Genomic DNA, 16,699 nt, shown 5'->3' with positions numbered 1-16,699 from the left:
TCCCGAACACCCACCGTCACCCTCGCCCCATGAACGGGACCCACACCCCCAAAACCGACAGCGCGGGATTGACGAACGACATAGAGGCACCCCCCCTGCGCCTTCCTGGCACTCCGCATGCACACCGCGCCCCTCGCCCCCTGCGCCTTCCTGACATTGCGCATGCGCAATACCTCGCAAACAGAGCTAAAATGGGCCTATGGCGGCGGCTGGTCTCTCCGATGAGCTCGCCGGACTTCTGCCCCGAATCCAGCGGCTCGCCCGGCGAAGGCTGTGGAGCGAACTGAGCGGCCCGCGGCTGCGGGGCGCGCACGCCGAACTGCTCCGGCTCGTCGCCGCCGAGCCCGGCATCCGGGTCTCGGCCGCCGCGCACGACCTCTGCCTCGCGGCCAACTCGGTCAGCACCCTGGTCAACCATCTCGTCGCGGAAGGGCTGCTGCGACGCGAGAAGGACCCCGGGGACGGGCGTGCCGCGCTGCTGTACCCGACCCCGGCCGGGGCCGGGAGGCTGCGCGACTGGCACACCCGTCGCGAGGCGCTCTTCCGCGAACACCTGGCCGGACTCGGCGCCGACGACCGGGCGGCACTCGACGCGGCGCTCCCGGCCCTGCGCAGATTCGCCGACTCGCTGCGTGAAGCCGACTCGCTGCGCGAAGGGGATGAGACCACGTGACCGCACTGACCGACCGCGTGACCGCACCGACTGTCCCCGCCCTCAACTGCGCCGGCCTGAGCTACAGCTTCGGCGACACGAAGGCCGTCGACGGCCTGGACCTGCTGGTCGGCCCGGGGGAGGTGTTCGGTCTCCTGGGGCCCAACGGCGCGGGCAAGACCACCACCCTGCGCGCGATCACCACACTCCTGCCCGTGCCGCCCGGCGTCATCGAGGTGTTCGGCCACGACGCGGCCCGGCAGAAGATGGCGGTACGGCGCCTGCTCGGCTACGTGCCGCAGCAGCTGTCGGCCGACGCGAACCTGACCGGCCGGGAGAACGTCCAGCTCTTCGCCCGCGTCTTCGACGTGCCGCGCCGCCAGCGCGCCGCGCGGGTCTCCCAGGCACTGGACGCGGTCGGGCTCGGCGAGGTCGCGCACCGGCTCGCCGTCACGTACTCCGGCGGCATGGTCCGCCGCCTCGAACTCGCGCAGGCCCTGGTCAGCGCGCCCCGGCTGATGATCCTGGACGAGCCGACCATCGGCCTCGACCCGATCGCGCGGGACGGCGTCTGGGACCGCATCAACGAGATACGGGCCGGCACCGGCATGACCGTGCTGGTCACGACGCACTCCATGGACGAGGCCGACCAGCGCTGCGACCGGCTCGCGCTGATGCACCTCGGCAGGCTCCGCGCGCTCGGCACCCCCGCCGAGCTGAAGGCCGAACTCATCGCCCACCGCCGGGAGTCGGGCGAGAGGGGCCTACCGCCGCCCTCCCTGGAGGACGTCTTCCGCCACCACTCCGGAAGGGGGCTGGACGACCCCGGCTCCGGCCCGGGTTCCGGGTCCGGTTCCGACGAAGGGAAGGGAGCGTTCCGAGATGTCCGCCGTACCCGTCGCACCGCATCCCGTCTTCGCTGAGTCCGGCCCGCCCGACCGGCGCTTCGCGCTGCTGCTGTCTCCGCCACCGCCCCGCACCGGCTGGCGCGTCGTACCGGCGAGAGTGGCCGCGATGTGCGCGGTCGAACTCCAGAAGCTGCTCCACGACCGCACCGAGATCTACACCCGCGCCGTCCAGCCCGCCCTCTGGCTGCTGATCTTCGGCGAGACCTTCTCCCGCCTCCACGCCATTCCCACCGGGGGCGTCCCGTACCTCGACTTCCTCGCGCCCGGCATCATCGCCCAGTCCGCCATGTTCATCGCGATCTTCTACGGCATCATGATCATCTGGGAGCGGGACTCCGGTGTCCTCACCAAACTCATGGTCACCCCCACGCCCCGTACCGCCCTGGTGACGGGCAAGGCCTTCGCCGCCGGGGTGAAGGCAGTGATCCAGGCCGCGGTCGTGGTGCTGATCGCCGCCCTGCTGGGCGTGGGCATGACGTGGAATCCGCTGCGGCTGCTCGGCGTCGTGGTGGTGGTCGTGTTCGCCTCGGTGTTCTTCTCCTGTCTGTCGATGACGATCGCCGGGATCGTCCTCACCCGCGACCGGCTGATGGGCATCGGCCAGGCCATCACCATGCCGCTCTTCTTCGCCTCCAACGCGCTCTACCCGGTCGCCCTGATGCCCGGCTGGCTCCAGGCCGTCAGCAGGGTCAACCCGCTGAGCTACCAGGTCGACGCCCTGCGCGGCCTCCTCATCGGCACCCCCGCCCATCTGCCCCTCGACTTCGCGGTCCTCGCCGTCGCGGCGCTGGCCGGCATCGTCGCCGCCGGTTCCCTGCTGGGGCGCCTCGCCCGTTGAGCGGTCAGGAGCGGGCCGGCCGGGGCGTCGCGGCCGCCCTACCGCGCGGCGTACGGGAGGAAGTCCGCCCAGGCGGCGGGGGAGAGAGCGAGGGCGGGGACGGCCAGGTCCTTGGAGTCGCGGACGTGGACGGTGTGGGGGCAGGCCGCGACTTCCACGCAGTTGCCGCTTTCGGGACCGCTGTAGCTGGACTTGGCCCAGGCGACGGCGATCTCGACGCAATTGCCGCTGTCGCTGCCGCTGTAGCTGGACTTGAACCAATGGAGAGCTGTGTTCATAGTTTCTCCGCTACTTCCTGGATCACATCTCTGGACTCTTCGGGGCTGAGGGCCTGCGCCCGCAGAATGCCATATTGCCCGAACAGATTGCCCAGCGCCGGTTGCTCGCTGACGAGGAAGTTGTGGCCCTGGACTTCGAGGTAGGCGAGTTGGCGCCGTGCCTTGGTCTCCAGCAGAACGAACGGACCATTGAGACCGGCATGAGTCTGCCGACGTGGTGACATCACCTGCACCTGTACATGGCGCAGCGCCCCGACCTCCAGAATGTGGTCGAGCTGCTCCTTGTGCACCCGACGACCCCCGATGGGGCGGGTGAGAGCGGAGAGTTCCAGGACGAAGCCGATGTCCGGCACGGGCTTTCGGGACAGGAGCTTCTGGCGCGCCAGGCGGGCCGCTACCCGCCCCTCGACCTCATCGTCGTCGACGGGTGGGTAGCCGCTGCCCATGACGGCGCGCGTGTACTCCTCCGTCTGCAACATCCCGGGCGCGACGTGAGTCTCGTACTCGTGCCGGGCGGATGCGGTGAGCTCTTCCTCGGCGAACGGCTCGAACCAGGACGCGAGATAGCCGAACGCCACCTCCTCGCCCGCCGCCTTCAGTGCACCCTGTGCACCCAGAGCGCAGTCCGCCTCCTCGATGAACTCGTCCTTGGGCGGCCTCTGCCCCCGTTCGACCATCGCCACCTGAGACTTGGAATAGCCGATCTTCGAGCCGAGGGCCTCCTGCGAGAGCCCGGCCCGTTCGCGGAAGAAACGCAGCATCCTGCCGAACATTTCGACGTTGCTGCTGCCACGACCACTTGAGCGCACAACCCCTCCCCTGCGTACACAACCCTGCACGGACATCCTGTGTCCCTGGTCACACTAGGTGTCGGCGGGGACGCTTTCCGTATGGAACGGAAAAGTTCACTCACTCCGGCGCCCTCGTGGGTGCCCTCCTCCGGGCATGCCCTGCGGCACGTCGGCGTTCACTTCGACGCGGTGCGGATCAGCGGCGTGCTCGGCGAGCAAGTCGCGTACGAGATCATGCAGTTCACCGACTTCCAGGCGGGCCCGATCGTGCGGTCGGGGGTCGGGGAGCGCAGCATGTACTTCCTGTTGGCGCCGCAAAGCGCCCGCGCGCACCGGTGGCCGTCGGGGGCGCAGCTGATGGGGGGCTACGGACAGGGCGCGGCGTTCGTCGGCGTGCCGGCGCTGAACGGGCTGACTTGGCCGCTCGACTGGCGCTCACTGCCCACGGCCGAGGTGCCGTTCGTGGACGGTGGTCTGCTGCACGAACTGGTTCTGGAGGTGACGGCCACGGAAGGGTAGCGAGGGGAGGGCCGTCCGGGCAGTTTCGTACGCGGAACAGCTCTCCCGCATCCCCTGGCGGGAACGCGTGGCCGCCCTGGTGGAAAAACCCTGTGGAAGCACCCGGTGCGGGCCGACATGATGACGGGATGACCAGTCGCGCCCTGCCCGTGGAAGCCCTGCTCGTCGTGGATGTCCAGGCCGGTGCCGTCTCCGGTGACCGGGCGGTGCCCGACGCGGACCGGCTCGTGGACCGGACGGCGGACCTGATCTCACGGGCGCGGAAGGACGGGGCGCTCGTCGTGCACATCCAGAACGACGGGGCGCCCGGGGCGGGCGACGAGGCGCATACGCCCGGCTGGGCGCTCCACCACCCGGTCGAGGCCGGTCCCACGGAGGTCGTGATCCGCAAGACGGTGGACGACGGTTTCCACCGGACGTCGCTGGGTGGCCTGTTGACCGGTTCCGGGGTGCGGGCGCTCGCCGTCTGCGGCGTGATGTCCGAGATGTGCGTCCAGGCGACCGCCCGCACGGCGCTGGCGCTGGGCTACCGGGTCGTCATGCCGCACGACGCCCACGCGACGCACGACATCCCGGCCGCACCCGGTATCAGTGACGTGGTCCCGGCCGCCGCGGTCTCACGGGTCGCCGAATGGGCGCTCGGCAGCGAGCTGGAGGTCGTCGCGCAGGCCGCGGACGTCGCGTTCGCGGCGCCGCCCCGGCTGCGCTGAAGCGCCAAAGCGCCTACGGGCGACGGGAGTTCGCCGCTCGTGCGTGCGCCGACCTGTCATGAACCGGTCGGCCCGTCCGGGGAACCGCGGCGCTTGTTCCGGTCGTCCTCACGCGCGCGCCACCATGCGGGCGACACCCCATCCACCCCATCCACCTCATTCACTTACTCAAGGAGCAGCATTGAGCGTCAACGGCAGCACGCGATTCCAGGGCGGCAGCCGAGGCGGCGGCACGGTTTCCCCGACGCGGCGCGGTTCTCGTACGGCTCTCTTGGACTGCTCGAAGGCGGTGCTCGGGCTCGTACTCGTCCTGGGGGCCGTGACGGCCTGCGGCCCGAAGGCCGACGAAGGGAGCCACGAGGCCAAGGACTGGAAGGTCGGCGACTGCGCCGGGCCCGACCACAGCACGTCGAAGGACGGCTACCAGGCCATGGACTGCGGCGATTCCAAGGCCACGATCAAGGCTTTGGTGATCAAGGACGGTGCCCTGTTCTCCGACTCCATCCAGTGCCCGGCCGGGACGGACGCGATCATCTCGGTGAAGGTCTCGATCGGCAACAGCGACGCGAGCGCGGGCATCCCCAGCAAGACCATCTGCGGCCGCAACCTCTCCGGCGACCACCCCGGTGACGCGGGCGCGGGCGGCGGCCAGCTGGTGACGGGCGACTGCGTGGACGACCAGGCCAAGGAGGTCGCCTGCGGCAGCAAGGGCAGTGGGGTGAGCAAGGTGCTCGGCCTGACGAAGACGGCCAAGGAATGTCCGGCCGGGACGGACAACCCGATGGACCTGTTCCCGAGTCCGGGCAGACCGTACAACACGATCTGCACCAAGAAGGCCTGACAGGATCAGCGCCACGGCCGGTGACGCCCCGGCGTCACCGGCCGTCCGGCGTCTCTGCGGCGTCCGGTGATGCCACTTCCCGGCCACGGTGCTCGTCGGCCTTGGCCGCCGCCTTCCGGAACAGGGCCGTCCAGAGGAAGGGTTCGCCGAAGAGCGGGGAGCCGGACGGCTCGTCGCGCATGCGGCGCAGCTCGATTTCCGTCAGACCGGAGAAGATCCGGCGCAACGACTTCGGTGTGTAGGCCAGGCCGCCGTGGAGGCCGCCGGCCTGTTCGTAGAAGGAGGCGTCGGGGAGTTCGGAGCCCATGCCCGCCTCGCCGGCCGCGAAGCAGGTGAGGGCGAAGTGGCCACCGGGGGCGAGGGTGTTGTCGAGAAGCCCGAGGTAGCTGATGCGACGGTGTGGCGGCAGGTGGTGGAAGCAGCCGGAGTCGTGGATCAGGTCGTACGGGCCGGTCAGCTCCGTCCCCGCGAGGGCGAAGACGTCACCGCGGTGGAACCGCACGTCGGCCCCCGTCTCCCGCGCGCGGTCCTCGGCCCAGGCGATGGCCGCCGGGGACAGGTCCACCGCGTCGACCTCGAAGCCCAGGGAGGCGAGGTGGAGGGCGTTGCGGCCCGGGCCGCAGCCCAGGTCCAGGGCACGGCCCGGGGCGATCAGGCCGCGGTCCAGGTACGAGACGAGACTCTCGTCGGGCTTCGCCGCGAAGAACGGAACCGGCTTCGTCCGGTCCGCGTAGAAGGCATCCCACCAGGGTGCCCCGTCGGCCGTCCACCGGTCGGCCTCCCGTGCGAACAGGCTGTCGAGGAGCCTGAGTACATCGTCCACCGTGCGTATGTCGCGGTCCACGCGGACCCCCTTTCCCGGAGGGGAGATCGTAGATCCGCTCGGCGCCGCACCGCGGTTCGGCACCCGTCGACGGAGAACGCCGAAGGCCGTGGGCGAGCGCCTGAGGGACCCGTGCCGACCGGGTGACATCCCTTCCTCGTGCACGGGTTGCCCGGGGGCGGGCGCGCCCGGAGAACGGTGCGAAGGGGCTGGATCCGGGGCCGCCGAGGTCTGTTTTTCCGTGGTTCCCCGTGGTTCCTCGCGCTTCTCCGCGTGCACCGGTCCGGGGCCGAGAAAGTCACACCGTAGCAGCAACGGTTCGAGCCGCATTCGGACTTGACCAAGGTGCCTTCCTACGCGTGGTCGAGTGCGTGGCGGATGCCCCACCGGCGGGGCCGAGCGTGGAGAGTGGGTGGCGGCGGTACGGACGACTAAGGAGGAGCGATGGTGGGTGTCGTGGCGAACCAGCGGAACGGGGCGGTGGGGCAGGCCCTGGACGGGCCGGGGGCGCGGGACCGACTCCTGCGCGCCGGAAACCAGTTGTTCGCCGCGTACGGGTACGCGCAGACGAGCGTCGAGGACCTGTGCGAGCACGCGAAGGTGCCCGTCCACGTCTTCCAGCAGGAGTTCGTCTCGCGCGAGGTGCTCCTGATGGCGATCTACGACGAGGTGGCGACCCATGGGCTGCGCGCCGCCGAGAACGCCCTGATGGCCGAGGGGATGGAGGACTGCCCCACGTCGGAACGGGTCCGGCTGCTCTTCGACGCCTACGTGCAGGCCGTCACCGTGGACCGGTGCGCGGCCAGGGTGGCGTTCGTCGAGGTGCTGGGGGTGAGCCACGAGGTGGACAACCACCTCGCGACCTGGCGGGCGATGTGGATCGAGTTCCTGACCTCCGAGGCCGAGCGCGCGGTGCGACGGGGCGAGGCGGTGCCCAGCGACCACGCCGTGACCGTCGCGGTGCTGAACCACTCGGTGGACGAACTGATGGCCCACCACGGCCGACGGCCCCGGCAGGTCGACGCCGAGTGGCTGACCGATGAGCTCACCCGGCTCTCGCTGGCCATGATCCTGCCGTCCTGACGCGCCCCGTTGCCGGGACGGCAACCCGGGACGGCGAATAATGGCGAGATGGACGAAGACGGAGAGCGCGGAGAGCCCGGGGCAGGTACGGACGACGAGATCTCGGCCGTCCTGACGGGCGTCGGGCCACGGCTGCGCGCCCTGCGCCAGGAACGCGGTACGACGCTGGCGCAGCTCAGCGAGACGACCGGGATCTCCCTCAGCACCCTTTCGCGCCTGGAGTCGGGCGGCCGCAAGCCCACGCTCGAACTGCTGCTGCCGCTGGCCAAGGCGTACGGGGTGCAGCTGGACGAACTCGTCGGTGCCCCGGCCACCGGCGACCCGCGCATCCACTTCCGCCCTTTCAGCCGGGACGGCATGACCTTCGTGCCGCTGACCCGGCACCTCGGCGGGCTGCATGCGTACAAGCAGATCCTGCCCGGTGGGTGCGGGGCGACGGGTCCGCTGGAGCAGCGGGTGCACGAGGGGTACGAGTGGGTGTACGTACTGGCGGGGCGGCTGCGGCTGGTGCTGGGCGAGCACGATCTGGTGCTCGCGGCCGGTGAGGTCGCCGAGTTCGACACGCGTACGCCGCATGCGTGGGCCAGCGCCGGGCCCGGTCCGGTCGAATTCCTCAGCCTGTTCGGGTCGCAGGGGGAGCGGATGCATGTGCGGGCCCGGCCCTCGGGGCGGTGAGACGCCGGGGCCGGGCGGGCCGGGGGCCGGTGGGAGGGGCGGGTTTTCAGGGACGCCGTCCGTCGGCAGTCCGGTCCGGTCCGGGGGCGGCGGACGCAGGTGGTCCCCGGCGGTCTCCTCGGCCTCTCGCTGCCGACTACGGACGGGGCGTGTACGGGCCGCCCAGGCCCCACGCCTGGTGCATCGCGTCGGCGAACGCGGCCGCCAGCTTGTGTTCGCCGGTGGGGCCGGGGTGCGTCCCGTCGTACGTGTCCCGGTGGATGTCGTATCCCGGCGGGCGGGAGGCCAGCAGGATCGGGGACATCGGGGCGTCGAGGTCGGCGACGGCCTTCGCCAGGAGTTCGTTGAAGCGGTCGCACTCGGCGGCGAACGGGGCGTCCGACTCGGCCCGTATGTTCGGTATCACCGGCAGGAGCACCATCTTGACGTGCGGGTTCGCGGTGCGGGCCGCCGTGATGAAAGCCCTCGCGTTCCGGGCGGTCTGGCCACTGTCCGTGTAGAACCCGAGGTCTATCAGGCCGAGTGAGACGAGCAGGATGTCCGTGCGGTGCTCGGCGACCGTGCCGGCGATCAACGGGGCCATGTGCAGCCAGCCCTCGCCCCAGCCGGCCAGATGGGCGCGGGCGTCGGCGGGGAAGTCCGGTGCGCCGTACGCGTGCGAGACGGGGGTGTCCGCCCCGGTGTCGTACAGCTCGCTGCGCGGGCCGACGATCGAGAACGGGGTGCCGGGGGCGGAAGCGAGGTGCTGCCACATCCGGTAGCGCCAGGTGAAGTCGCCGGCGCGGCCGATTGTCATGGAATCGCCGACAAACATGAAACGCATGGCGTCATCATCGCGGATCACTCCTCCGGCCTGCGACGTGACGATGGACACTTGTGTCATGCGTTCGTACCTGACTGTGTCCGGAGCCGCCGCGCTGCTCCTCGTCGCCGGGGCGGCTCCCGTCGTGGCGGCCGGGGACGGAGCCGATCGGAGCTTCACGATCGAGGACCCCCGGATCACCGAGTCCAGCGGCCTCGCCGCCAGCCGCGTCCACCCCGGCGTCTACTGGACGCACAACGACAGCGACGACGGACCGTACGTCTACGCCGTCGACTCCCGCACCGGGAAGACCGTCGCGACGATCACCATGCGAGGGGTGGGCCGGCCGCGCGATGTGGAGGCCATCTCGCTCGGGCCGGACGGCAATCTGTACGTCGGTGACATCGGCGACAACCGGAACGGCAGCTGGGACCACGTCTGGATCTACCGCTTCCCGGAGCCGAAGCAGCTGCGGGACGCGACGGTCGACGCCACCCAGTTCGACGTGAAGTACGCGGACGGCCCGCGCAACGCCGAGGCGCTGATGGTCCACCCCACGACCGGGCGCGTCTACATCGCGTCGAAGAACGAGGACGGCGGCGGACTGTACGAGGGACCCGCCAAGCTCTCCACCGGCACCACCAACGTCTTCCGGAAGGTGGGGGAGGTGCCGTGGGTGACGGACGGGGCGTTCTCGCCGGACGGCAGGGAACTGGTGCTGCGCTCGTACTTCAGCGCCCGCGGCTACGTCTTCGAGAACGGCAGGCTCGGCGCCGACCACGCGGTCAGCGCACCGTTCCAGCGGCAGGCCGAGTCGGTGACGTACACGGCGGACGGCTCGGCGCTGATGTTCGGCACGGAGGGGGAGCGGAGCGACGTGGTGCGGGTGGACATCGACCGTGGCAGCGGCGGTGGTGACGGCAGGTCACCGTCGAAGGACAGCGGCGGTGCGTCGTCCTCCGCCGGTGACGGGAGCGGCAACGAGACGAAGGGCAGCACTCTGGTCGGAGCACTGGTGCTCGTCGCCGTGGGCGCACTCGTCCTGATGAACCGGCGCCGCAAGCGCGGCTGAGAGCCTGTCGCCCGATCAGAGGTCACCCGACAGGCTTTGACCCCGTTGCCCGGCCTCCGCAGGTGCGCGGCGCGCGCCCCGCTTCACGCCCCGGCGCGCCGCTCGACGAGCACTTCGAAGCCGTCGAGCAGCCGTTGCAGGCCGAACGCGAAGTGGTCGTTGTCGTAGCTGAACGCGTCCTCGGAGAGCGCCGCCATCAGCGGGTAGTCGCCGCTGCTCATGGCCCGCTCCAGGTAGGGGCGCTGGTCATCCCAGAAGGCGTCATCGCTCAGCCCGGTTTGCTGCACGGCCTCGGTGGCCTGGAGCCTGGTGCGGGCGATGCCCTCCACGAAGCTGTTCACCGTGATGATCGTCGAGATCAGCTCCGGGTCGGTCAGACCCATGCCCCTGATACCGGCGAGGGCCAGTTCGAGACCCCGGAGCGCGCTGGGGCCGAGAACCGTACGCGCCTGGTTGATCTTGAGCAGCCAGGGGTGGCGGCTCAGCTGCTCCAGGTAGGTGCGGGCCATGGTGTCGAGGGCGGCGCGCCAGTCCGCCGGTCCGTCCGCCGGTCCGTCCGCCGGGGCATCGGCAGGGGCATCGGCAGGGAGCTCGCCCAGGACGTGGTCGAGCATCAGGTCGAGCAGCTCGGCCTTGCCGGGGACGTACCGGTAGAGCGACATCGTGCCGGTGCCCAGATCGGTGGAGAGCCGGCGCATCGAGAGCGCGGCCAGGCCCTCCGCGTCGGCGATCGCCACGGCGGTGGTGACGATCCGGCCGAGTGTGAGGGCCGGTCTGGGGCCGCGGCTGGGGCGGTCGCCGGTGCCCCAGAGAAGTTCCAGGCTGCGTGCGATATCGCCGCTGCCGGCCGTCGTTCCGTCCGCCCCACTCGCTGAACCGCTCTTCGTCATGGGCTCAGCGTAAGCCTGTGGACAAGAATTGGGTACGGTGTACTCTCTTTTGGGTACAGCGTACTCAATTAGTGCGGGTGAAGGGGGCTCTGCCATGGATGCGAGCGGATATGCCGTACGTGCCGAAGGGATTGTGAAGCAGTACGGAGAGCGGCGCGGAGAGAAGCGCGGCGGGAAGGGCGGCGGGGGGAGGAGGGCTCTCGACGGGTTCGATCTGGCCGTCCGGCCGGGCACCGTGCACGGGCTGCTCGGCCCCAACGGGGCCGGCAAGAGCACTGCCGTACGCGCCCTGTCGACGCTGCTGCGGTTCGACGGCGGCCGGGCCGAGGTCGCCGGGCTGGACGTGGCGCGCGAACCCCGTCGTGTGCGCGCGAGGATCGGGCTCGCCGGGCAGTACGCAGCCGTCGACGAGATCCTGACCGGGCGGCAGAACCTGGAGATGTTCGGGCGCCTCTTCCATCTGGGCGGCGCGCGGGCCCGTCGGCGGGCCGCGGAACTGCTGGAACAGTTCGATCTGCGCGACGCCGCCGACAAGGGGGTCAAGGGATACAGCGGCGGCATGCGGCGCCGCCTCGACCTGGCGGCCTCGATGATCCTCGCACCCCGGGTGCTGTTCCTGGACGAGCCGACGACCGGGCTCGATCCGCGTGGGCGGGGCGAAGTGTGGGACAGCGTGAGGGAGTTGGTGGCGGGCGGTACGACGGTGCTGCTCACCACCCAGTACCTGGAGGAGGCCGACCGGCTCGCCTCGCACATCACCGTCATCGACCGGGGCCGGGCCATCGCCGACGACACCCCGGACGGGCTGAAGAACCGGGTGGGGAGAGACCGGATCGAGGTCGTCGCGGGCGAGACCGCCGACCTGCCCGCGGTCGTCAAGGCCGTGGAACGGGTCGCGGGCGCCGGTCCGGTCGTCTCCGACGAGGCGGCCCGCCGCGTCCACGCCCAGGTCGCCGACCGGGTCGCCGCGCTCACCGAGGTCGCGCGCACCCTCCAGGACGAACGCATCGAGGTCGAGGACATCGGACTGCGCAGGCCGAGCCTCGACGACGTGTTCCTCGGCCTGACCGGACACCGTACGCAGACGCCCGAAGAGGAGGCGATGGCATGACCGCCGTCGAACCGCACGCGACCGTCCCCGCACACGGCCGGCTCCCCTGGGCGCTCGTCGACAGCTGGAACGTCACCCGGCGCAGCCTCACCCACTACCAGCGCCAGCCGACGGCCATCATCTGGCAGTTGGGCTTCCCGATCCTCTCCGTGCTGCTGTACGGGTACGTCTTCGGCAGTGCCATGAAGGTGCCCGGAGGCGGCGACTACCGGGAGTTCCTGATGCCGGGCATGTTCGCCACAACCATGGCCATGGGTTTCATGAACACCGCCATGGCCATGGTGACCGACGTCGGCAAGGGCGTCGTCGACCGGTTCCGCTCCATGCCGATGGCACCGTCCGCGGTCTCCGCCGGACGCGGCCTCGCCGATCTGCTGGTCGCCGGCGCCGAGCTGACGATCCTCGCGGCGACGGCCCTCGCGATCGGCTGGCGCGCGGACGGCGGCCCGACTGCCGCCGTCGGCGCGTTCGGACTGCTTCTGCTGCTCCGGTTCAGCCTGATCTGGGTCGGCGTCTGGCTGGGGCTCCTGGTCCCGAACGCGGAGTCGGCGGGCGGTCTGTACGCCATCGCGTTCCCGGCCACGATGATCTCCAGCGCCCTGGTCGCGCCCTCCCTGATGCCGGGCTGGCTCGGTACCGCGGCCGCCTGGAACCCGATCTCGTCGACCGTCACGGCAACCCGCGAACTCTTCGGCAACCCGGTGGCGGGCGGCGGCACCTGGGTGGAGGAACACGCCTTGCTGATGGCGGTGGTGTGGCCACTGGTACTGACCGCGGTGTTCCTGCCGCTGGCGGTGCGGCGGTTCCAGCGACTGAGCCGCTGAACCGGGGGCGGGGCGGCGTGCGTAGGGTCGGGCACCTATGACGAACCACGGGCCCCGGGCCTTTGCCACCGAGCGGCTCGACGCGCTGCCGCTGCGGATCGCGCACGCGGACGAGATGGCGGTGGTGCTCGGCGATCCGGCCCTGCACACGTACACCGGAGGCGCCCCGGAGTCCGCCGACGAGCTGAGGGCCCGTTACGGACGCCAGACCGCCGGTTCACCTTGTCCCCTTCGAGGAAGCCCCGGCCTTCAGGCCGGGGAGGAATCGAAGCTCCCGCGTAGCGGGGCACTGGATAGAGCAATCGCCGTCAGGGCGATTGGTCGTCTCCGTCCGCCGGGCTGAGGGCGACCTCAAGCAGGTGGACGATCTCAGAATTGAGGGACCGCCGACCTGAGCGGGCCTCTTCAACCAGGCGTTCGTGCAGGTCTTTTGGGAGTCGGAGTGTGATCCGTGCTGTCTCATCCATGCCTCAAGCGTAGTGGTAGAGTGGTGTCATGGAGACACTACAGAAGACTTCGGAGGGTGCTGGGCATGCCCGGTACACCTACCGGCTTCGCGTGTCGTCCACCGCCCACACCGCGCTGGAAGCCGAGTGGGGCCGATGCCGGTGGGTCTGGAACGAGTGCGTTGCCAAGTCCCGCCAGATCCACGCCCACAACCGCGTGCACCCTGACGACAAGCTGACGTGTGGCCCTGCCCAGCTCGACAAGATGCTGACCGAAGCACGCGCCGCGATGTTCTGGCTGCGGGACGGCGCCTCGGTTCCGCAGCAGCAGACCATCCGGGACTTCGCCAAGTCCCGGACGAAGGCGCTGAAGGACATCGAGAAGCGACTGCCGTTCCGGCAGCGCGCGGGCATGCCGAGGGTGAAGAAGAAGCGCGAGGCGCTGCCCACACTGAACTACACCACCCGTGGCTTCCGCCTGAAGGATGGCCGCCTGCACCTCGCGGGCGGCATCGTCCTGACAGTGGTGTGGTCCCGCGAACTTCCGTCCGCACCCTCCTCGGTGCGCGTGTACCGGAACAGTGTCGGCCACTGGTACGCGTCGTTCGTCGTCGCCGCCGAGACCCAGCCGCTCCCGGAGACAGGCGCCGTGCTCGGCATCGACTGGGGCGTCAAGGAAACCGCCACCACCACGAGCGACGCACACGACCTCCCGCACGCCCGGCATGGGAAGAACGCGGCGCAGAAGCTCGCCCACTACCAGCGGATGATGGCCCGCCGACGCCCCGCGAAGGGGCAGGCCGCGTCCAAGGGCTACCGCAAGGCGCAGCAGCAGACAGCGAAGTTGCACAAGAAGGTGGCGCGGCAGCGGCAGGACACGGCCCGCAAGTGGGCCAAGCGCGTGGTCCGCGACCATGATGTGATCGCTGTCGAGGACTTCAAGCCGAAGTTCCTCGCGAAGACCACCATGGCCCGCAAAGCGGCAGACGCCGCGATCGGCGCCACGAAGACGGCCCTGATCGAGATGGGCCGCAAGCACGGGCGGGACGTCCGCCTCGTCAACCCCGCGCACACCACCATGGACTGCGCGTCGTGCGGAGCGAGAACCAAGCACGCACTGCCTCTTTCGGAACGTACCTACACCTGCACAGCATGCGGAACTGTGTCCCCCAGGGACAAGAATTCCGCGCGCGTGATGCTGATCCGGGCTGGTCTCATCCCGGCTGGCGTTGAGGGCGTAAGACCTCCGGGAGCGCCGCTCCCACAGGCAGCCTGAGCCAGGAATCCCCGCCCTTCAGAGCGGGGAGGATGTCAATTATCCGGCAGGCAAGAAGCCCGGCGACGAGAAGATCGCTGACAGCGGGTCGGTGACCGGGAGCGCTGGGGGCGGCCCGACGTCCGATGCCCTGGAGCGCCAGGCAGCGAACATCCACCCGAACCCGAACTACGGCAGGGCGGTGGGGTATGCGAACCGGATCGCCGATGCGTTGAAGGAAGCCACGGATGTGGACGCGAAGTGGGCGCCGAAGCTGCGCGCGCTGAAGGCCGACGACGACCTGACGGTCTCCAAGCGGGACTGGGCCGACGCGCAGTCGGACATGGGCGGGGTCCGCGAGGCGGGCAAGAGCTATCTCGACTCCCTGCCGGAACCCCCGAAGGACGGCAGTCCGAAGGACAACGCATCGTGGTGGAACGGGCTCAGCTCGGAGGAACAGGCGGCGTGGCTCTCCCTCCGGCCCGACGCCGTGGGGGCGCTCGACGGGCTGCCTTCCACGGTTCGTGACGAGGCGAATCGCGTCGTTCTCGAGGAGAAGCGGGGCGAGCTACGGATAGAGCTGGACTCCATCCCGAAGCCGCCGGCCAACGAGTGGACGTGGATCACCGCAGGTAACTACCCGTCCAAGGTGCACACCGACGAATGGATGGCGTGGCACAACAAGTACGGAGACCGGTACGAGCAGCTCAACAAGTCCCTCAAGGGTATGCAGAGCATCCAGGACCGTTTCGACGCGACAGGCGTCAAGGGCCTGCCGGAGGCGTATCTGCTGGGATTCAGTCCCGAGGGCAATGGGCGGGCGATCGTCGCCAACGGGAATCCGGACACGGCTGATCATCAGGCGGTGTATGTGCCGGGTACGACGTCGAACCTGGGCGGCATTGACGGGGACATCGACCGCATGGTCAATGTCTGGCATGTGGCCAACGACGCGGCCGACGGCAAGTCGGTCTCCACGATCACCTGGCTCGGGTACGACGCCCCGCAGAACATCGTCAAGGACTCGCCGTTCAGCCACTACGCGAACGATGGCGCCCCGGCCTTCAACCGGTTCATGGACGGCCTCGACGCTTCGCACACCGGCGACTCGGACCCGCACCGCACCGCGATCGGCCACTCGTACGGCACGACCCTCATCGGTTCCGCGGCCCGGCAGGGCGACCTGAACGCGGACGACGTGATCCTTGCGGGCAGCCCCGGTGTTCAGGTACCCAAGGCCGAGCAACTGGACGTGCCCAAGGGACATGTCTGGAACCAGGAGGCCGACGGGGATCCCGTCCCGGACATCGGTCGCTTCGGGCATGGCGGAACCGACTGGGACGGCCCCTGGACCATCCCCAGCGACGAACGCTTCGGCGCCAACCAGATGACCACGGACACCGAGGGCCACAGCGACTACTGGAAAGAGAAAACCGACAGCCTGTGGAACCAGGGCCAGGTTGTGGCAGGCCATAGTGACTCAGTGAAGTTGAAGCCGCCGCCGGACCACTGGGCGCATGTGAAGTAGGGGTGTCGGTGCCTGTCCGACGACCGACCCTCGAAGTACCCGACGACATGACCGGCCTGTGTCCCGGTCCGACCCATCGAGGCCCCTCGACTTGAAGAGCAAACTGAGCGCCCCGGCGCTCCTCCTGTCCCTCGCCCTCGCGACCCTCACTGGATGCAGCATGACCGACACCAACAACTCCGACGACATCCCGCTCGCGGGCATCAGCACCTCGCTCGCCGCCGCCGACAAGATGGAGGAGGTTTCCAGCGGACTCTACGATCTGATCGGCATCAAGGGGAAGGCGTCCGACAGCCGTCCGGGAGTCACGGAGTGCTCGGGCAAGGACCGGGAGAAGTACTTCCAGATCTTCCACCCATGGAGCTTCTACCCGGCATCAGCGAGCGACCTTGACGAGGCGATGGAGCAGCTCAAGACGGAGCTGCCCAAGCACGGCTGGAAGGTCGTCGATTACGGGCCGGACACAAGCAAGAACAAGAACATCAACCTCACGGCCGACAACGACAAGAAGAAGTACAGCGTCAAGATCGTTCAGATGCCCAAGAACAACCCGCCGAAGCTGAGCCTGATGGTCGTCTCCGGCTGCTATCAGGTGCCGGACGGCGAGAAGGTCGAGCGGTTCTGAAGGTTGCTGCTTGCGTGACGCGTGGACG

General features: G+C 69.7%; 19 protein-coding genes and 2 pseudogenes. 15 read left to right on the top strand and 6 right to left on the bottom strand.

The window, feature by feature from the left end; translation table 11 throughout:
• The first annotated feature begins 199 nt into the window (after window positions 1-199).
• Genes ACF08M_RS10410 through ACF08M_RS10400 form a run of 3 tightly spaced genes read left to right on the top strand, consistent with a single transcriptional unit; the run spans window position 200 to window position 2,398 of the window.
• Entirely contained in the window at window positions 200-673 is a 474-nt protein-coding gene (locus ACF08M_RS10410) for a MarR family winged helix-turn-helix transcriptional regulator (protein ID WP_392184795.1), read from the top strand.
• Between the two features lie 5 nt (window positions 674-678).
• The gene (locus tag ACF08M_RS10405) at window positions 679-1,575 is read left to right on the top strand and encodes an ABC transporter ATP-binding protein (protein ID WP_392184821.1); all 897 of its coding nucleotides are present in this window, start codon (window positions 679-681) and stop codon (window positions 1,573-1,575) included.
• On the top strand, window positions 1,535-2,398 hold the full coding sequence (locus ACF08M_RS10400) for an ABC transporter permease (protein ID WP_392184794.1): 864 nt from the start codon (window positions 1,535-1,537) through the stop codon (window positions 2,396-2,398). The genes ACF08M_RS10405 and ACF08M_RS10400 overlap by 41 nt, the downstream gene beginning before the upstream one ends.
• 38 nt (window positions 2,399-2,436) lie before the next feature.
• Here the strand turns inward: ACF08M_RS10400 and ACF08M_RS10395 are convergent, their stop codons facing one another.
• Together ACF08M_RS10395 and ACF08M_RS10390 are read right to left on the bottom strand one after the other, a co-directional pair.
• Window positions 2,437-2,676: a DUF397 domain-containing protein gene (locus ACF08M_RS10395; RefSeq protein WP_392184793.1), complete on the bottom strand. Its 240-nt coding sequence runs from the start codon at window positions 2,674-2,676 to the stop codon at window positions 2,437-2,439.
• On the bottom strand, window positions 2,673-3,437 hold the full coding sequence (locus ACF08M_RS10390; protein WP_392184792.1) for a helix-turn-helix transcriptional regulator: 765 nt from the start codon (window positions 3,435-3,437) through the stop codon (window positions 2,673-2,675). The genes ACF08M_RS10395 and ACF08M_RS10390 overlap by 4 nt, the downstream gene beginning before the upstream one ends.
• A gap of 129 nt (window positions 3,438-3,566) precedes the next feature.
• Between ACF08M_RS10390 and ACF08M_RS10385 the strand changes: the two genes are divergently transcribed.
• The 3 genes from ACF08M_RS10385 to ACF08M_RS10375 all read left to right on the top strand — a co-directional run bounded on the left by ACF08M_RS10385 (window position 3,567) and on the right by ACF08M_RS10375 (window position 5,537).
• Window positions 3,567-3,986: a hypothetical protein gene (locus tag ACF08M_RS10385; RefSeq protein WP_392184791.1), complete on the top strand. Its 420-nt coding sequence runs from the start codon at window positions 3,567-3,569 to the stop codon at window positions 3,984-3,986.
• A gap of 128 nt (window positions 3,987-4,114) precedes the next feature.
• Window positions 4,115-4,696, top strand: coding sequence for a cysteine hydrolase family protein (locus tag ACF08M_RS10380; RefSeq protein WP_392184790.1), 582 nt, complete (start codon window positions 4,115-4,117; stop codon window positions 4,694-4,696).
• A 181-nt stretch (window positions 4,697-4,877) separates the two neighbouring features.
• A complete protein-coding gene (locus ACF08M_RS10375; protein WP_392184789.1) occupies window positions 4,878-5,537 on the top strand; it encodes a hypothetical protein in 660 nt (219 codons plus the stop codon).
• 34 nt (window positions 5,538-5,571) lie between these two features.
• On the opposite strand, the gene ACF08M_RS10370 is transcribed toward ACF08M_RS10375, so the two are convergent.
• Complete coding sequence (locus ACF08M_RS10370; RefSeq protein WP_392184788.1) at window positions 5,572-6,381, bottom strand: class I SAM-dependent methyltransferase; 810 nt, start codon at window positions 6,379-6,381, stop codon at window positions 5,572-5,574.
• A gap of 423 nt (window positions 6,382-6,804) precedes the next feature.
• Between ACF08M_RS10370 and ACF08M_RS10365 the strand changes: the two genes are divergently transcribed.
• Both ACF08M_RS10365 and ACF08M_RS10360 read left to right on the top strand, forming a co-directional pair.
• Complete coding sequence (locus ACF08M_RS10365) at window positions 6,805-7,443, top strand: TetR/AcrR family transcriptional regulator (RefSeq protein WP_392184787.1); 639 nt, start codon at window positions 6,805-6,807, stop codon at window positions 7,441-7,443.
• A 48-nt stretch (window positions 7,444-7,491) separates the two neighbouring features.
• Complete coding sequence (locus ACF08M_RS10360) at window positions 7,492-8,118, top strand: helix-turn-helix domain-containing protein (RefSeq protein WP_392184786.1); 627 nt, start codon at window positions 7,492-7,494, stop codon at window positions 8,116-8,118.
• A 136-nt stretch (window positions 8,119-8,254) separates the two neighbouring features.
• On the opposite strand, the gene ACF08M_RS10355 is transcribed toward ACF08M_RS10360, so the two are convergent.
• Window positions 8,255-8,941 (bottom strand): GDSL-type esterase/lipase family protein, encoded by a 687-nt coding sequence (locus ACF08M_RS10355; RefSeq protein ID WP_392184785.1) that lies wholly within the window; start codon window positions 8,939-8,941, stop codon window positions 8,255-8,257.
• A 58-nt stretch (window positions 8,942-8,999) separates the two neighbouring features.
• Between ACF08M_RS10355 and ACF08M_RS10350 the strand changes: the two genes are divergently transcribed.
• Window positions 9,000-9,992 (top strand): WD40 repeat domain-containing protein, encoded by a 993-nt coding sequence (locus tag ACF08M_RS10350; RefSeq protein WP_392184784.1) that lies wholly within the window; start codon window positions 9,000-9,002, stop codon window positions 9,990-9,992.
• An 83-nt stretch (window positions 9,993-10,075) separates the two neighbouring features.
• Here the strand turns inward: ACF08M_RS10350 and ACF08M_RS10345 are convergent, their stop codons facing one another.
• On the bottom strand, window positions 10,076-10,882 hold the full coding sequence (locus ACF08M_RS10345) for a TetR/AcrR family transcriptional regulator (RefSeq protein ID WP_392184783.1): 807 nt from the start codon (window positions 10,880-10,882) through the stop codon (window positions 10,076-10,078).
• Window positions 10,883-10,976: 94 nt separating this feature from the next.
• Here ACF08M_RS10345 and ACF08M_RS10340 point away from each other — a divergent pair, with 94 nt between their 5' ends.
• The 3 genes and pseudogenes from ACF08M_RS10340 to ACF08M_RS10330 all read left to right on the top strand — a co-directional run.
• Complete coding sequence (locus ACF08M_RS10340) at window positions 10,977-11,993, top strand: ATP-binding cassette domain-containing protein (RefSeq protein WP_392184782.1); 1,017 nt, start codon at window positions 10,977-10,979, stop codon at window positions 11,991-11,993.
• Complete coding sequence (locus ACF08M_RS10335; protein WP_392184781.1) at window positions 11,990-12,817, top strand: ABC transporter permease; 828 nt, start codon at window positions 11,990-11,992, stop codon at window positions 12,815-12,817. The genes ACF08M_RS10340 and ACF08M_RS10335 overlap by 4 nt, the downstream gene beginning before the upstream one ends.
• A gap of 37 nt (window positions 12,818-12,854) precedes the next feature.
• Window positions 12,855-13,046 (top strand): annotated as a pseudogene (locus tag ACF08M_RS10330) (GNAT family N-acetyltransferase); the annotation flags it as partial.
• Window positions 13,047-13,125: 79 nt separating this feature from the next.
• On the opposite strand, the gene ACF08M_RS10325 reads toward ACF08M_RS10330, so the two are convergent.
• The gene (locus ACF08M_RS10325) at window positions 13,126-13,284 is read right to left on the bottom strand and encodes an Arc family DNA-binding protein (RefSeq protein WP_392184780.1); all 159 of its coding nucleotides are present in this window, start codon (window positions 13,282-13,284) and stop codon (window positions 13,126-13,128) included.
• Window positions 13,285-13,312: 28 nt separating this feature from the next.
• On the opposite strand from ACF08M_RS10325, the gene ACF08M_RS10320 reads away from it, so the two are divergent.
• The 3 genes and pseudogenes from ACF08M_RS10320 (at window position 13,313) to ACF08M_RS10310 (ending at window position 16,671) form a co-directional block, all read left to right on the top strand.
• Window positions 13,313-14,539: an RNA-guided endonuclease InsQ/TnpB family protein gene (locus tag ACF08M_RS10320; protein WP_392184779.1), complete on the top strand. Its 1,227-nt coding sequence runs from the start codon at window positions 13,313-13,315 to the stop codon at window positions 14,537-14,539.
• Between the two features lie 34 nt (window positions 14,540-14,573).
• Window positions 14,574-16,046, top strand: a pseudogene (locus ACF08M_RS10315) (alpha/beta hydrolase); the annotation flags it as partial.
• Between the two features lie 91 nt (window positions 16,047-16,137).
• On the top strand, window positions 16,138-16,671 hold the full coding sequence (locus ACF08M_RS10310; RefSeq protein WP_392184778.1) for a hypothetical protein: 534 nt from the start codon (window positions 16,138-16,140) through the stop codon (window positions 16,669-16,671).
• Window positions 16,672-16,699 lie beyond the last annotated feature (28 nt).

The sequence above is a fragment of the Streptomyces sp. NPDC015032 genome (assembly GCF_043080425.1).
Lineage (GTDB): Bacteria > Actinomycetota > Actinomycetes > Streptomycetales > Streptomycetaceae > Streptomyces.
This window is presented reverse-complemented; position numbering and strand designations above follow the sequence as displayed.

Excerpts from the sequence above, each read along its gene's own strand:
- ACF08M_RS10410 (WP_392184795.1), top strand. The coding sequence starts at position 200 with ATGGCGGCGGCTGGTCTCTCCGATGAGCTCGCCGGACTTCTGCCCCGA.
- ACF08M_RS10400 (WP_392184794.1), top strand. The coding sequence starts at position 1,535 with ATGTCCGCCGTACCCGTCGCACCGCATCCCGTCTTCGCTGAGTCCGGC.
- ACF08M_RS10395 (WP_392184793.1), bottom strand. The coding sequence starts at position 2,676 with ATGAACACAGCTCTCCATTGGTTCAAGTCCAGCTACAGCGGCAGCGAC.
- ACF08M_RS10390 (WP_392184792.1), bottom strand. The coding sequence starts at position 3,437 with ATGCTGCGTTTCTTCCGCGAACGGGCCGGGCTCTCGCAGGAGGCCCTC.
- ACF08M_RS10385 (WP_392184791.1), top strand. The coding sequence starts at position 3,567 with ATGGAACGGAAAAGTTCACTCACTCCGGCGCCCTCGTGGGTGCCCTCC.
- ACF08M_RS10380 (WP_392184790.1), top strand. The coding sequence starts at position 4,115 with ATGACCAGTCGCGCCCTGCCCGTGGAAGCCCTGCTCGTCGTGGATGTC.
- ACF08M_RS10365 (WP_392184787.1), top strand. The coding sequence starts at position 6,805 with ATGGTGGGTGTCGTGGCGAACCAGCGGAACGGGGCGGTGGGGCAGGCC.
- ACF08M_RS10360 (WP_392184786.1), top strand. The coding sequence starts at position 7,492 with ATGGACGAAGACGGAGAGCGCGGAGAGCCCGGGGCAGGTACGGACGAC.
- ACF08M_RS10355 (WP_392184785.1), bottom strand. The coding sequence starts at position 8,941 with ATGCGTTTCATGTTTGTCGGCGATTCCATGACAATCGGCCGCGCCGGC.
- ACF08M_RS10350 (WP_392184784.1), top strand. The coding sequence starts at position 9,000 with ATGCGTTCGTACCTGACTGTGTCCGGAGCCGCCGCGCTGCTCCTCGTC.
- ACF08M_RS10345 (WP_392184783.1), bottom strand. The coding sequence starts at position 10,882 with ATGACGAAGAGCGGTTCAGCGAGTGGGGCGGACGGAACGACGGCCGGC.
- ACF08M_RS10340 (WP_392184782.1), top strand. The coding sequence starts at position 10,977 with ATGGATGCGAGCGGATATGCCGTACGTGCCGAAGGGATTGTGAAGCAG.
- ACF08M_RS10335 (WP_392184781.1), top strand. The coding sequence starts at position 11,990 with ATGACCGCCGTCGAACCGCACGCGACCGTCCCCGCACACGGCCGGCTC.
- ACF08M_RS10325 (WP_392184780.1), bottom strand. The coding sequence starts at position 13,284 with ATGGATGAGACAGCACGGATCACACTCCGACTCCCAAAAGACCTGCAC.
- ACF08M_RS10320 (WP_392184779.1), top strand. The coding sequence starts at position 13,313 with ATGGAGACACTACAGAAGACTTCGGAGGGTGCTGGGCATGCCCGGTAC.